The organism is Thermoanaerobaculia bacterium, assembly GCA_018057705.1.
Taxonomy (GTDB): domain Bacteria; phylum Acidobacteriota; class Thermoanaerobaculia; order Multivoradales; family JAGPDF01; genus JAGPDF01.
Genome location: JAGPDF010000005.1, coordinates 1 through 13,931, shown reverse-complemented (window position 1 = coordinate 13,931; position 13,931 = coordinate 1). Strand labels below are relative to the sequence as shown.

Genomic DNA, 13,931 nt, shown 5'->3' with positions numbered 1-13,931 from the left:
CAGTCGAACGGCATGCGGTCGCTTCGGCACTCCACGGCACGCCTGCTCCTCCTCGTCCTGGCGTTCTCCTCGATCCCGGCAGCCTGGGGCGCGGAGCCTCTCCCTGAGCCTTCCCGAACCCAGACCCCCGACGCGGAGCTCTTCGGCAAGAGCCTGGAGGCCGCCACGCAGGCCACCCGCGTCTACGGCGCCTGGGACAATCCGGAGGCCCTCGCCCGGGTGTCCGAAATCGGCTACAGGGTCGCCAAAGAGGCGAACTACGACGACTATCCGATCTCGTTCTTCCTGGCGGACATGGCGGAGCCGAACGCCTTCGCCCTGCCCGGCGGGCACATCTTCGTCACCCGCGGCATGCTCGAGCTGGGGCTCTCCGACGACGCCCTGGCGGCGCTCCTCGGCCACGAGATCGGCCACGTGGTGCGCAAGCACGGCATGCGCCTCGAGCGCAAGGCGATGCTGCTCAACATTCTGTCGCAGGCGGTGCTGGTGGGGGTCGCCGTGGCGGCGGACAAGAACCGCGACCCCGTTCTGAACATCCCCGACCCCTACGGTTACTACAACACCCGCGACCGGCCGGAGGGCAACCTCGTCTACGGCAGCTACGCGGCGAGCGTCATCCTCTCGGAGCTGCTGCTGCGCAGCTACAGCCGGGACTACGAGGACGAGTCCGACATGGAGGGTCAGCGCTGGGCCTCGGCTGCGGGCTTCGCGACCGACGGCACGGTCCAACTCATGGCGCTCCTCGGCTCCCGCCTGCCCGACAGCTCGCGCGAGTACGGCTATTGGCGGACCCACCCCTTCTTTGATCAACGGGTCCTCGCGGCGAAAGCCCGGCAGCCGGAGCTCACCGCGGGCGCGCCGCGTCCGGCGGACGAATTCAGGGTCCGCACGCAGGCCGCGATCCTCGCCTTCGAGAGCTCGATCCAACCCGAGAAACGCCCGGAGAAGCCCGGCCCCGGGGAGCGCCGACCGGAGCGGGGTCCGGGGTCGGACGAGGGCAAGCCGAAGGAGCCCCCGGTCACGGCGCGCGAGCTCCTCCATCTGGCGGCGCTCACCGCCTGGCCGGTCGGACCGGCAGCCGATCGCCTGCGAAGCGAGCGGCTGCATTCCGTCCGCGATCGCGCGATCGCCGGGCCGGCATCGGGATCGCGGGACTACGGACGCGCCCTCGCCGCCTACGACGAGGAGATCGGGACGCTGCAGGCGCTCGCCCCGGAGAGCCCGGTGCTCGCGACGTTTCGCACCGAGCGCGAGGCGGTGGCGAAGGAGCGCGACAGTCTCCGGCCGGCGGCGATCGAGGTCTGGAAGAGCGGCGTCTACGGCACCCCGTTCCTCGAGGTCTTCCTGAGCAACTATCCCGACGCCGCGGAGGCGCCGGCGGTCCACCTGACGTTGGGCGAGGCCTATGCGCGGACCTCGCGCCAGGCCGACGCAGTGGATCAGTTCCTCGCGGCGTGGAAGGACGATCCCGAGGGACCCTCGGGAGAGGCCGCGCGGCGCGGCCTGCGCAATCTCGCTCCCGCCCTCGATCAGCTGAGCGCGCTCGCCGAGCTGGCCGAGCAGCAACAGGACGGCGACCTGCGGCGCCTGGCGGAAGAGCGCCTCGCGACGAAGGCGGGGACCTACTCGGACATCGCCGACGGCGCCGCCTATCTCGCCCAGTATCCGACCGGGCCCTACGCGGAGGCGGTCACCCTGCGCCTGAACGCGCTCGCCGAGGGTCTCTTCGGCGAGCTTCTGCTCTACCAGTCGGTCGGCGACCAGATGAAGGCGATGGACCGCATCCAGCGCATCCTCACCCACGCACCGCTCTCGCCCGCAGCCTCGCGGCTGATGGCAAAGGTCGCGCTGCCCGCCTGACCGGTTGGAGTCACCGGTGCGAACAGCGACCGAAGCAAGGTGGGAAAAGAAAAATGGTGCCCAGGACCGGATTCGAACCAGTGACACCGGCATTTTCAGTGCCGTGCTCTACCAACTGAGCTACCTGGGCGGCAAGAGGCGCGCGAACTTCCGCGGTGCGAGGCGTTTTTTAGCAGCTTCGAGACCGTCTCGTCAACTAGAATAGGAACAATGCAGCTCTCAAGCCGCTTTGCGCCGGTGCTCCTCGCCCTGCTGCTCGCTCCGGCGGCGCTGCACGCCTGGAAGCCCGCGACACAGCAGGCGATCGCGCTCGACGCCGCGCAACTCGCGCCACCCGACCTCGCGCGGCTGATCGCGAAGCACCGCAAGGAGTACCTGCGCGGCGCCGTCGAGCCGCTCAGCGACGGCAACGCCTTTCGGCACATGAAGAACTCCGACGGCAGCGGCGAGCTCGATCGGGTCATCGCGGCCGAGCTCGCAGCCGCGATCGACCTCATTCGCCGACATCGGCCGTTCGCCGAGGTCGTGGCGCGCCTGGGACGGCTCTCCCACTACGTCGCCGATGCCAACCTGCCTCTGAACACCGCCAACACCGACCCCGGGGAGGGGCGGTACTTCCGCGACTTCCTCGACTACGCCGACTCGGCCCGTCCCCGTTTCGCCGTCGTCTTCTACGGCCTCGGTCCGGCGTGGCGGAGTCCGCGGGACGTCCAGGCCTGGACCGCGACGACCCTCGCCCGGGGCCGTGGGCTCTATCCCGCGATCTCCGAGGAGTACCGTCGGATCGGCGGCGCCGCAGGCACGAGCGCCTTCGATGACCGCTCGACCGCTTTCGCCGTCGCTGCGGTCTCCTACAGCCATGCCGTTTCGGACGTCGCGCGCGCCCTGCGATACGTCTGGCTGTCGGCTGGCGGGGCCGACCCGCGCGAGCAGCTCGCCCTGCTGCGGAGCGACCTGATCCTGCTCGACGCCGGCGCCGGCCGCTGAATCGCCGTTGAATCGCCGTTCCGATCCCGTGCCTTTCGAGCCGAGGAGTTGAAGATGCCGACCACCGCCCGCGCCCTGCTCTCCGTTTCCGACAAGTCCGGTCTGGTCGAATTCGCCCGCGGACTCGCCGCCCTCGGCTTCGAGCTCGTCTCGACCGGTGGCACCCGGCGGCACCTCGCCGCGGCCGGGCTCGCCGTCACCGGCGTCTCCGAAGTCACCGGCTTCCCCGAGATCCTCGACGGCCGCGTCAAGACGCTCCACCCGCGGATTCACGGCGGCATCCTCGCCGACCGGTCGCAGCCGGCGCACACCGCGGCGCTGGCGGAACACGGCATCGCACGCTTCGATCTCGTGGCGGTCAATCTCTACCCGTTCGAAAGCACCATCGCGCGCCCTGGAATCGCCGAGCCGGAGGCGATCGAGATGATCGACATCGGCGGCCCGGCGATGATCCGGGCGGCGGCCAAGAACTTCGGCAGCCTGGCCGTACTGGTCGATCCACGCGACTACGACGGCTTCCTCGCCGAGCTCGCGAGCGGCGCCGGAGCCGCCTCCCTCGGCCTGCGGCGCCGGCTCGCGCAGAAAGCCTTCGCCCACACCGCCGGCTACGACGCGGTGATCGCCAGCTGGCTGGCGGCCACGGCGGCGACGCCGGCGACCCCCGCGACGGCGGACCCGGCCGCGGCGGCCGAGCTCCTGCCGGAGCGCCTGACGCTCTGCCTGGCGCGCGAGTTCGAGACCCGCTACGGCGAGAACCCGCATCAGCCCGCCGCGGTCTATCGCCTGGCGGGCGGACCCGGCCTGCTCGGCGGCCTGCGCCAGGTACAGGGCAAGGAGCTCTCCTGGAACAACCTCCTCGACGCCGACGCCGCCCGCAAGCTCGTGGCGCTCTTCGACGAACCGGCGGTGGTGATCGTGAAGCACAACAACCCATGCGGGGTCGGCCGGGGCCCGGACCTCGTGGCCGCCTACATGCGCGCCCTCGAGTGCGACCCGGTCTCGGCCTTCGGCTCGATCGTGGCAGTGAACCGCCCGCTCACGGCCGAGCTGGTGGCCACCTTCGGCGACCTCTTCATCGAGGTCCTCATCGCTCCGGAGTCCGACGCGGCGGCTCTCTCCGGTCTCGCACCGAAGAAGAACCTGCGCTTCCTCCTCTGCCCGCCCTATGCACCCCAGCAGCGCGAGATCGAGCTGCGCGGCCTCGACGGCGGATTCCTCGCCCAGTCGCCCGACGGCTTCGCCGAGGATCCCGGCAGCTGGAGCTCGCCCACCCGCCGCCAGCCCTCGGCCGAAGAGCGGCGGGCGCTCGAGTTCGCCTGGGCGGTGACGCGCTACACCAAGTCGAACGCGATCGTCCTCACGGACGGCGACCGCACCCTGGGAGTCGGCGCCGGTCAGATGAGCCGGGTCGACTCCTGCCGGATCGCCATCTCGAAGGCCCGGTCGGCGCTCGCCGGGTCGGTCGCCGGCTCCGACGCCTTCTTTCCGTTCCGGGACGGCCTCGACGTGCTGGCAGAGGCCGGCGTCACGGCGGTCATCCAGCCCGGCGGGAGCCGCCGCGATGACGAGATCATCGCCGCCGCCGACGAGCACCGGATGGCGATGATCTTTACCGGCCGGCGGCACTTCCGTCATTGAGCGCCCGACGCATGGCCCGACTTGCGAGCCTGGCCACGGTGCTGCGCGCGGCTCTGGGCGCCATGCTGGTGACCGTCCCGCCGGGGCCTCTGGCCGCGGCCCCCGCAACTCCACAGCAGGCGATCGACCCCTGGCAGGCCCTGACCGAGCTCCGGCTGCATCTTGCGGCTTCGGGGGCTCTCGCGGCCGGCTTCCGCCAGACCTACGTTCCGGCCGGCTTCGCGACCGGGGACGAAGAGAGCGGGCGGGTCGCCCTGGCGCTGCCGGACTGCCTGCGCTGGGACTACGCCGAGCCCTACCCGAAGTCGTATCTCCTCTGTGGCTCGCGGCTCCACACCTGGGCGGCCGGCGAGCCGCAGGGCGAGCGGCTCCATGTCGAGGCCCGCAACGAGGCCGGGCTCGACCTGCTGCTCCTGCCGGTCGAGCAGTTGAAGTCCCGCTATTCGGCGGTCGCGCGCCCGGCCGCCGGCGGTGCCATCGCCGTCGAGCTCGTGCCGACCGCACCCGACTCGCGGATCGCGCAGGCGGAGCTGGTCTTCGACCTCGCCGCGCAGCGCCCGACCGAGCTCTCCTACCGCGACCGCGAGGGCAATCTCTCGACCTTCCGCTTCGGCGCCTTCGAGCTGCTCGACGACGACTCCCAGTTCACGCCGCCCACCAACCTGATCTGGAAAGAGCCGTAGCCTTCCCACCGCCGCAGGTCGGACTAGTCGACTTCGACCACCGGGCCTTCGATCCAGAGTCTCTCGGCGGCAGGCACGGCCAGCCCGACCGCACCACCGTCGACCGCTTCGAGCGCCAGAAACGCGCTGCCACCGGGCTCGTCCGGATTCGCGCGCCAGATGAGGCGCACGGTCGCCGTGCTTTCGGCGAGCGCCAGCCATGGTGTCGCCTGCCCGGACGCCCGCAGCGTATCCGCGACGAGGCGCACCGCGAGCCCTGCCGCATCCCGCAGCAGCTCGAGCCGCGCATACTCGTGTCCCGTCTCGTCCCGGAGCCGAGCCAGCGTCGCAGGGGCGGCTTCCGGCCTCGGGTCCCGACCCTCCGATTCGACCGCGACCTCGACGCGGAGCCGTGTCGGTGCGGGTTCGCCGACGCCGGCCGTGACGCTCCAACTGCCGGTATTGCCGCTCGCGAAGCCATCGCTGAAAATCGTGCTCGAGCCCGCCTGGAGCACCTGGTACTGGAACCGGATTCCACCGCCGTCGTTCTGCGGCGTCCACGCCTTGACCCAGGTCGCGATCGCTGTCTTGACGATGAACGTCTCGCCGAACTCCTGCGGCGCGTGACAGACGTCGCTGGTCGAGAGCGTCGCCGCCTGAGCCATGGCGAGATTCACCGCGTCGTAGGGCGCGGTGACCACACCCCAGCGTGCCGCGTTGAGCATGTGGATCTTGTTCGGTGTCGCACCGCAGGCGCCGGTCGCCTGCACCTGGATGTCGTTCGAGGCATTGGGGTCGAAGTCCAGGAATCCGTTCACCGGCACCTGCGTCGAAGGAACCTGGCTCACGGTGACGCCGTGGCAAGTGGGGGCGCTCGTGCCCCCGGTGCCGGTCGCCGTGAGACAGGCGTTCCATGTGTTCGAGGTCGCATAGGCGTGGGTCGGACTCTGCTGGCTGCTGTTGCCACCATCCCCGAAGGCCCAGGCGTAGGTCGTCGCGTTGGTCGAGGTGTTGGTGAACTGGGTGATCAGGTCGTGCGAGACCCAGGTGAAGCTCGCAGCTGGTGGAGTGCAGGGCGTCGAACCGAGCGAAACGTACTCGATCGAGATGCCTGTGCCATTGTTGGTGCTGCCGTTGGGATGCCGGAACTTGAAGAAGGTACCCGATCCGGTCCGCACGATGTAGAGCTCGTCGTCTCCGGGAACGAAGTCGCCGGTCTGCGCCGAGCCGCCGGCGTCGCAGACGCCGATCGTGTTCCAGTTGGAGTTGTTCGATGACCAGCGCTGCGAGCCATTGAGGTGGCGCACACTCGTCGCTGCGGGACAATTGCACAGCAGACCCTGGAGATCGTTGGGACCGGCCGCGTCGAGGTTCACGTTCGCGCCCTGACCGAGAAGCAGGACGGTCGCGCCTGCGGGGGCTGAGAAGAGTGCTGCGGCGCACGCCGCGAACCGCAGCAGACGACGAGCGAAAGGCGCAATCCAGGGCATCTCGAACCTCCAGACCGGCAGGGATGGGCGGCCGAGGGCAAGAATAGGCCCGGGAACCGGGCGCGTCAACGCGGCGGATTCGGGCGCGAGTCCGCCCGGGCGCGGCGACCGCGGCCCGGCGGAGCCCGCCCGCCTCAGTGAAGGTGCAGTCGAAACGCCGTGGAACCTCCGAGGCATAGTAGAATTCTCCTTTCGTCCCCGACCCCGCCCATGGCCGATAACCCATCCTTCGACATCGTCTCGGAAGTCGACTTTCAGGAGATGCGCAACGCCGCCATCCAGGCCGAGAAGGAGATCGCGACCCGTTACGACCTGAAACGGGTCGGCGCGAAGCTCTTGATCGAGTCCGAGTCCCTGGTGCTCGAAACCGCGGACGAGTTCACCCTGGAGCAGGCGCGCGAGGTGCTCGAGACCAAACTCGTCCGGCGGGGCGTGCACCTCAAGTCGATGCGCCGCGGCGATGTCGAGCCGGCGTCCGGCGGGCGCGTGCGCCAGAAGCTCACCTTTCAGCAGGGTATTCCGCAGGAGACCGCGAAGAAGCTGGTCGCAGAGATCAAGCGGCTGAAGCTCAAGGTGCAGGCCGCCATCCAGGGAGACACCGTGCGCGTATCGGGTAAGAGCAGGGACGATCTTCAGACTGCGATCGCGGCCCTGAAGAGTCTGGACGTGGACGTTCCGCTCTCCTTCACCAACTACCGCTGACCGCGACGACTCTCGGACGCCTGCGCTTGCCCCACAAACTGCTCGACGCCGCGACGCCTTCCGACTCCAGGGAAGCCCAGCAGTTTCTCGCCCTGGTGGCGGACAAGCTGGTCGCGACCGACCGGCTGTTCCGGGAATGCCTGGCCTCCGACGTGCCGTTCATCCAGAAGTCGGGTGAGTACATCTTCGACGGTGGCGGCAAGCGCATGCGCCCGGCGCTGCTGCTGCTCTGCGCCCGGATGCTCGAACGCGACGGCGAAGAAGAGGTGACCTACGCCGCGGTGGTCGAGTTGATCCATACCGCGACGCTGATCCACGACGACATCATCGACCACTCCTCTCTGCGCCGCGGACGCCAGACCATCAACGAGCTGTGGGGCAACAACCTCACGGTCCTGCTGGGCGACTGGCTCTACACGACGGCGATGAAGATGGCCCTCCGGCACGGTTCGGTGGCGATTCTCGACCGGCTCTGCGATGCCACCCTGCGCATGACCGAGGGCGAGCTTCTGACGCAGAAGCGGCTCGGCGCGATCGATCTCCAGGTGGCGGAGTATTACGAGATCATCGACCGGAAGACCGCGCAGCTCTTCGCCGCCGCCTGCTCCCTGCCGGCGCGGATCGAGCCGGTGCGGCCCGAGGCGATCGAACCGCTCGAGCGCTTCGGTCGCGCACTGGGCATCTGTTTCCAGCTCGCCGACGACCTGCTCGACTTCACCTCCGAGGCGGCGACGCTCGGCAAGCCCGTGCTCTCCGACCTCAAGGAGGGCAAGCTCACCCTGCCGCTGCTCCTGTTGATCCCCCGCATCTCTCCCCAGGAGCGCTCACGGATCGAACGCGTCCTCGCCGAACGGGCCTTCTCGTCGGTCGCGGCGGAAGAGATCCTGGAGATGGTGGCGCGCGAGGGCACGCTCGAGGAGGTCGCGGTCGAGGCGCGCCGGCAGGCTGCGACCGCGCGCGAAGCGCTAGCGGTCTTTCCCGACAGCGCGGCCCGACGCGCGCTTGAGTTCGCGCCAGACTTCGTGCTCCACCGGCGCGCTTGACGGCGGTGGCCGGACACCGAGAATGCCCCGCGCGGACTCAGGCGGCGGCGCGAGCGCCGGGAAGGAAGCCTCGGTCGTCGCCAGGACTTCGCCGCTGAAGACCCCGGGCAACCCGGCGACCGCGACATAGCGGAACTTGCGCACGGTCGAATCCTGGTAGAGCCCGTCGCCCGGGATCGGGTGGAAGAGGGTCGTTGCGCTCCAGGGCGGCTCGCCGATCGGTTCGTCCCCGAACGCCAGCAGGACCGCCGCCGACGGGTCCGCCGCGCGACGGCCCGACCCCTCCCGAAAGGCGAGTTGCAGGTAGCCGGTGCGTTGGATACCGAAGTCGAACTCCACGAGCGCCCCCATGCTCGGTGGTCGGCGGGAGCGATGAGCCGTGCGCTGCCAGGAGCCGTCCCCCGGCCAGACCCGGTAGTGCTCGGCTGCGATCGGTTCCGCGGCCGCCAGCGCACTCTCGAAAGCCGGACGTTCGGGGCCCGGAGCGGGCCGGCCCCAGCGGCCGAGGGGACTTCGGCCGAGCTGCATCGGACGCTCGCCCGGCGGCATCGGACGATCGCCGGTGAGGCCGCGCCAGTGCGTCTCGTAGATCGTCCACGAGGCGTCCGAACGCACCAGCTGATGCCCGGCAGCCGAGAGCTCGAAGGAGAGCCCGCCGGCCCCGGAAGGGCTGCGGAGCTCGACGACCAGGCGATTGCGGCCCGGCACCAGAAAGCGCTCGACCCGGTAGCGGTCGATGGGCGCCGCAGACGTATAGCGGTTCGAGCCGATGCGCGCACCGTTCACCAGCAGCAGGTACTCGCCATCGCCGAGAATCCGGGCTTCGGCCTGCAAGGGGACCTCGACGAGGTCGAACTCCTTGACGGCGTAGAAGCCTGCCGCCTGGACATGGCGCAGGTCGTGATTGCGCCAAATCCAGATCGGAGCGTCGGCGGCCGCGCCGAAGAGAGGGGTGCGGTGCCGCAGCTCGACGCCGGCGAGAGCGAAAACGACAGCGGCGGCGGCGACCCAGGCAGACCGGCTCCAGGCAAAGCGGTTTGGAGTCTTCGAATTCCCGCGCGACACAGCGCGCGACGGTAGCACAACGACGCCGGGGAGAAGGCGGCGGAGGCCGCGAGAGTGGCCGCGTTGGCCGGCGGTGGTGGCGTGATTGACTCGCCCCGCGCGGCGAAGTAAATTGAGACGTGCACCCCTACTCTGGCGTCGATCGTCCCAGCGGCCCCCCGGCAGCATCTCCGGGCTCCGCCATCGTGGGGGCCATTCCCGCCCGTTACGGCTCGCAGAGGCTCCCCGGCAAGGCCCTGTATCCGCTCGCCGGCAAGCCGATGGTGGAACATGTCTACCGCCGTGCGGCCCGCGCCAGGGGGCTCGACCGGCTCGTCGTCCTGACCGACGATGAGCGCATCGCACGCGCCGTCGAGTTTTTCGGCGGCGAGGTCGAGATGACCCCCGCCGAATGCGCCAGTGGCACGGACCGGATCGCCTGGGCGGCCAAGGACTGGGACTGCGCCGCGGTGATCAACATCCAGGGCGACGAGCCGCTGATCGATCCCGACGGCATCAGCCGGGTCGCGAGCCATCTCCGCGCCTATCCCGGCGATCCGATCGTCACCCTGGCGGCCGACGCTCTCCCCGGCGATCTCGACAGCCCGAGCGCCGTCAAGGTGGTTCTCGATCGCGAGGGCTACGCGCTCTATTTCAGCCGTGCGCCGATTCCGTTTCCACGTCTGCCGGGGGGCGCCGCACCCCTGCGCCATCTGGGTATCTACGGCTACCAGAAGGAGGCGCTGCTGAAGCTCGCCGCCCTCCCCCAGACACCGCTCGAACGAAGCGAATCCCTGGAGCAGCTGCGCGCTCTGGAGAACCGCATGACGATCCGGGTCCTGACCGGCGCCCGGCCGTCGCTGGGGGTCGACACCCCCGAGGATGCCGCCGAGGTGGACGCGCGGCTCCGGATCGAACTGGGCCAGGATCCTGGCTCAACCGCCCAATGAGGAGCGCAGCAATGACGACCAAGTACATTTTCGTGACCGGCGGCGTGGTTTCGTCCCTCGGCAAGGGAGTCGCCTCCGCCTCGATCGGAGCCCTCCTCGAGTCGCGCGGCTTCCGCGTCACACTGATGAAGTTCGACCCCTACGTCAACGTCGATCCGGGGACCATGTCGCCCTATCAACATGGCGAGGTCTTCGTGACCGACGACGGTACCGAGACCGACCTCGACCTCGGGCACTACGAGCGCTTCACCCACACCATCACCTCGAAGCTCAACAACTACACCACCGGGCGGATCTACGAAACGGTGATCAACAGGGAGCGCCGCGGCGACTACCTCGGCAAGACCGTTCAGGTCGTGCCGCACATCACCGACGAGATCAAGGAGGCGATGATCCGCGTCGGCAAGGGAGTCGACGTGGTGATCGTCGAGATCGGCGGCACGGTCGGCGACATCGAGTCGCTGCCGTTCCTCGAGGCGATCCGCCAGTTCCGCCTGGAGCTCGGGCGGAACAACGCGGTCAACGTCCATCTCACCCTGGTGCCCTATATCGCCGCCGCCGAAGAGCTGAAGTCGAAGCCGACCCAGCACTCGGTGCGCGACCTGCGGGCGCTCGGCATCCAGGCCGACGTCCTGCTCTGTCGCGCCGACCGGGCGATTCCCGACGAGGTACGGCGGAAGATCGCGCTGTTCTGCAACGTCGCGCCCGAGCAGGTGATCGCGGCGCGCGACGTCTCGACGATCTACGAAGTACCGCTGATGTTCGCGCGCGAGGGTCTCGACGAGACGCTCCTCGATCAGCTGAACCTGCCACGCTACGAGCGCGACCTCGCGCCCTGGGAGGCCCTCGTTTCGCGGGTCAAGAACCCCAAGCACAAAGTGCGTATCGGCATCGTCGGCAAGTACATCGAGCTTCCGGACGCCTACAAGAGCCTCAACGAGGCGCTCGCCCACGGCGGCGTCGCCAACGAGACCAAGGTCGAGCTGGTCTACATCAACGCCGAGGAGATCGAGGCCGGAAGCTGGCCGCGCGCCCTGTTCGAGGTCGACGGGCTGCTGGTGCCGATCGGCTTCGGCAAGCGCGGCACCGAAGGCAAGATCAAGGCGATCCGCTACGCCCGCGAGCACAAGGTGCCGTTCTTCGGCATCTGCCTCGGCATGCAGTGCATGACCATCGAGTTCGCGCGCAACGTCTGCGGCATCAAGGAGGCGACGTCCACCGAGTTCGACAACGACGCCGCGCAGCCGGTCATCTTCAAGCTCAGGGACCTGCTGGGCGTCGAGGAGATGGGCGGCACGATGCGCCTGGGCGCCTATCCGTGCAGCCTCAAGGAGGGCACGCTCGCGCGCTCGATCTACGGCGTCGAGACGATCTCCGAGCGTCACCGGCATCGCTACGAGGTCAACCACAAGTACCTGGCCCTCGTCCAGGAGCATGGCCTGGTGATCTCCGGCCGCAGCCCGGACGGCAAGTTCATCGAGATGGTCGAGCTCCCCGGACACCCCTGGTACCTGGGCTGCCAGTTCCATCCCGAGTACAAGTCGAAGCCGACCGAGCCGCACCCGCTCTTCGTCTCCTACATCGCCGCGGCGCTCGCCGAGAACAGGAAGCGCGCCGGCGAGGCGCGGCCCGAAGCGATCGAGGCGCGCGAAAGACAGCTGGCGTGACGACGCCCTCTGTCGAGCTCGCACCCGGCATCCCGATCGGCAGCCGGGACCTTCCCGTCATCTCCGGTCCCTGTGTCATCGAGAGCATGGAGACGACGCTTCGCGCCGCCGGGCTCCTCGCCGGGATCGCGCAGCGTCTCGGCCTGAAGCTGATCTTCAAGGCCTCGTTCGACAAGGCGAACCGCAGCTCCGGGAAGTCCTTTCGCGGACCCGGCCTCGCCCTCGGCCTCGAGGTCCTCGCCGAGGTCCGCCGGCAGTTCTCGCTGCCGCTGCTCACCGACGTCCACGAGCCGGCGCAATGCGCGCCCGCGGCGGAGGTCGTGGACGTCCTCCAGATCCCCGCCTTCCTCTGCCGCCAGACCGACCTCCTGCTGGCGGCCGCCGCGACCGGCCGGGCGGTGAACGTCAAGAAGGGGCAGTTCATGGCCCCGGACGACATGCGGCGGGTGGTGGACAAGATCCGCGCCGCGGGTAACGACAAAGTTACCGTCACCGAGCGCGGCGCGTCCTTCGGGTATCACAACCTTGTGGTCGACATGCGCAGCTTCGCCTGGATGCAGCAGGACGGCATCCCGGTGATCTACGACGTCACCCACTCGCTGCAGCTCCCGGGAGCGGGCGCGGACGGCACCGCCGGCGCCCGCGAGTTCGCCGAGCCGCTCGCCCGCGCTGCGGTCGCCGCCGGCGCCGACGGCCTCTTCCTCGAAGTCCACCCCGACCCCGACCAGGCGCTTTCGGACAAAGACACCCAGCTCCCTCCCGAGCGTGCCGAAGCGCTCCTCGCCTCTCTGCTGCGGATCCGCGCGGCAGTTTGCGGCTGAGCCCAGCGGTCTGCGCCTCTTCCGCCTGACACCTCTCTCTCTGCCAGCCGCCCGCCCATCCTGGAGCCCGGCAGGCACCGTAGACGTATGCTAGCGTACGTCACATGAAGCGTACGACGATCTTCATCGACGAGGCGGCCGAGCGCGAGCTCGAGTTCCTGGCGCAGCGGCGTGGCGAGCCCAAGGCGCTCCTGGTGCGCGAAGCGATCGGCGAGTACCTCGTGCGTCGCCGGGAGGCGCCGGACACGGCGCTCGCCTTCGTCGGCATCGGCCGCAGCGGGCGCTCCGACATCGCCGAGCGCCATGAAGATCTCCTCTTCGCGGAGACCTCCGCGAAGCGCGCTCCGGGAGATGCCGACGAGGCGCCGGCTCCTCCCGCCGAGCCGTCGAAACGACGGCGCGCGGGCCCACGCTGACTCCGTGGCGCTGATCCTCGACACCGGCATCCTCTTCGCGGCGGCCGACGCCGACGATGCCTGGCACGCCCGCGCCGCCCGGCTGCTCACGTCGGAGCGTGGGCTTCGCATCGTGCCGGTCACGGTCCTGCCCGAGGTCTGCTACCTGCTCCACGACCGGCTGGGTTCCGCCGCCGAGCGCGCCTTCCTCGGCGCTCTGGGCCGCGAGCTCGCCGTCGAACCGTTGCACGACGCCGACCTCGACCTCGTCCGCGAGCTCCTCGACCGCAAGCCCGAGATCGGCTTCGTCGATGCCTCGGTCGTCGCCGTCGCGGCACGCTTGCGGGTCGCCCGCATCGCGACCACCGACCGGCGGCACTTCACTTCGATCCGACTGTCCTCCGGATTCGCCCTCGAGCTCGTGCCGTGAGTGGTGCAGGTCCCGGCCTGAATCGCGCCATATAATCCCGGGAAGATGCCGATATCCCCGCGTCCCCCGAGAGAAGTCGCCCGTCAGGTTCTGGAGATCGAGGCGGCCGCGGTCGCCGGGCTGGTGGCGCAGTTGGACGAGACCTTCGACCGCGCCGTCGAGCGGCTGCGCGCGGCACCCGGCCGGGTGGTCTGCACCGGCATGGGCAAGAGCGGCATCGTGATGCAGAAGATCGCCGCGAC

At 69.5% G+C, this 13,931-nt stretch carries 14 protein-coding genes and 1 tRNA gene; 12 read left to right on the top strand and 3 right to left on the bottom strand.

What is annotated here, in order from left to right; all coding sequences use genetic code 11:
- Nucleotides 1–12: 12 nt before the first annotated feature.
- On the top strand, nt 13–1,860 hold the full coding sequence (locus KBI44_02575; GenBank protein MBP9143341.1) for a M48 family metalloprotease: 1,848 nt from the start codon (nt 13–15) through the stop codon (nt 1,858–1,860).
- Nucleotides 1,861–1,914: 54 nt separating this feature from the next.
- Here KBI44_02575 and KBI44_02570 read toward each other — a convergent pair.
- Nucleotides 1,915–1,990: transfer RNA gene (locus KBI44_02570), tRNA-Phe, on the bottom strand.
- A gap of 80 nt (nt 1,991–2,070) precedes the next feature.
- Between KBI44_02570 and KBI44_02565 the strand changes: the two genes are divergently transcribed.
- From KBI44_02565 to KBI44_02555, 3 genes are read left to right on the top strand one after another with little or no spacing between them, the layout of a single operon-like run.
- Nucleotides 2,071–2,847: a hypothetical protein gene (locus KBI44_02565; GenBank protein MBP9143340.1), complete on the top strand. Its 777-nt coding sequence runs from the start codon at nt 2,071–2,073 to the stop codon at nt 2,845–2,847.
- A 54-nt stretch (nt 2,848–2,901) separates the two neighbouring features.
- Nucleotides 2,902–4,485, top strand: a complete 1,584-nt coding sequence (purH, locus tag KBI44_02560) for a bifunctional phosphoribosylaminoimidazolecarboxamide formyltransferase/IMP cyclohydrolase (protein MBP9143339.1) — start codon at nt 2,902–2,904, stop codon at nt 4,483–4,485.
- Between the two features lie 11 nt (nt 4,486–4,496).
- A complete protein-coding gene (locus tag KBI44_02555) occupies nt 4,497–5,168 on the top strand; it encodes an outer membrane lipoprotein carrier protein LolA (GenBank protein MBP9143338.1) in 672 nt (223 codons plus the stop codon).
- A gap of 23 nt (nt 5,169–5,191) precedes the next feature.
- On the opposite strand, the gene KBI44_02550 is transcribed toward KBI44_02555, so the two are convergent.
- The gene (locus tag KBI44_02550; GenBank protein ID MBP9143337.1) at nt 5,192–6,637 is read right to left on the bottom strand and encodes a hypothetical protein; all 1,446 of its coding nucleotides are present in this window, start codon (nt 6,635–6,637) and stop codon (nt 5,192–5,194) included.
- 210 nt (nt 6,638–6,847) lie between these two features.
- Here KBI44_02550 and KBI44_02545 point away from each other — a divergent pair, with 210 nt between their 5' ends.
- Both KBI44_02545 and KBI44_02540 read left to right on the top strand, forming a co-directional pair.
- A complete protein-coding gene (locus KBI44_02545; GenBank protein MBP9143336.1) occupies nt 6,848–7,339 on the top strand; it encodes a YajQ family cyclic di-GMP-binding protein in 492 nt (163 codons plus the stop codon).
- 26 nt (nt 7,340–7,365) lie between these two features.
- Complete coding sequence (locus KBI44_02540; protein ID MBP9143335.1) at nt 7,366–8,382, top strand: polyprenyl synthetase family protein; 1,017 nt, start codon at nt 7,366–7,368, stop codon at nt 8,380–8,382.
- Here the strand turns inward: KBI44_02540 and KBI44_02535 are convergent.
- Nucleotides 8,305–9,447: a hypothetical protein gene (locus KBI44_02535; protein MBP9143334.1), complete on the bottom strand. Its 1,143-nt coding sequence runs from the start codon at nt 9,445–9,447 to the stop codon at nt 8,305–8,307. The two genes, KBI44_02540 and KBI44_02535, sit on opposite strands and share 78 nt — an antisense overlap.
- Nucleotides 9,448–9,629: 182 nt before the next feature.
- Between KBI44_02535 and kdsB the strand changes: the two genes are divergently transcribed.
- The 6 genes from kdsB to KBI44_02505 form a co-directional block, all read left to right on the top strand.
- Nucleotides 9,630–10,376 carry a 3-deoxy-manno-octulosonate cytidylyltransferase gene (gene kdsB / locus KBI44_02530; GenBank protein MBP9143333.1) on the top strand — a complete coding sequence of 249 codons (747 nt, stop codon included), beginning with the start codon at nt 9,630–9,632 and terminating at the stop codon, nt 10,374–10,376.
- Nucleotides 10,377–10,387: 11 nt separating this feature from the next.
- Nucleotides 10,388–12,043 (top strand): CTP synthase, encoded by a 1,656-nt coding sequence (locus KBI44_02525; GenBank protein MBP9143332.1) that lies wholly within the window; start codon nt 10,388–10,390, stop codon nt 12,041–12,043.
- Entirely contained in the window at nt 12,040–12,864 is an 825-nt protein-coding gene (kdsA, locus tag KBI44_02520; GenBank protein MBP9143331.1) for a 3-deoxy-8-phosphooctulonate synthase, read from the top strand. Before KBI44_02525 ends, kdsA begins: the two co-directional genes overlap by 4 nt.
- A gap of 104 nt (nt 12,865–12,968) precedes the next feature.
- On the top strand, nt 12,969–13,280 hold the full coding sequence (locus KBI44_02515; GenBank protein ID MBP9143330.1) for a hypothetical protein: 312 nt from the start codon (nt 12,969–12,971) through the stop codon (nt 13,278–13,280).
- A 4-nt stretch (nt 13,281–13,284) separates the two neighbouring features.
- The gene (locus tag KBI44_02510) at nt 13,285–13,689 is read left to right on the top strand and encodes a PIN domain-containing protein (protein ID MBP9143329.1); all 405 of its coding nucleotides are present in this window, start codon (nt 13,285–13,287) and stop codon (nt 13,687–13,689) included.
- 45 nt (nt 13,690–13,734) lie between these two features.
- On the top strand, nt 13,735–13,931 hold a 197-nt coding region (locus KBI44_02505), incomplete at its 3' end, for a KpsF/GutQ family sugar-phosphate isomerase (protein MBP9143328.1).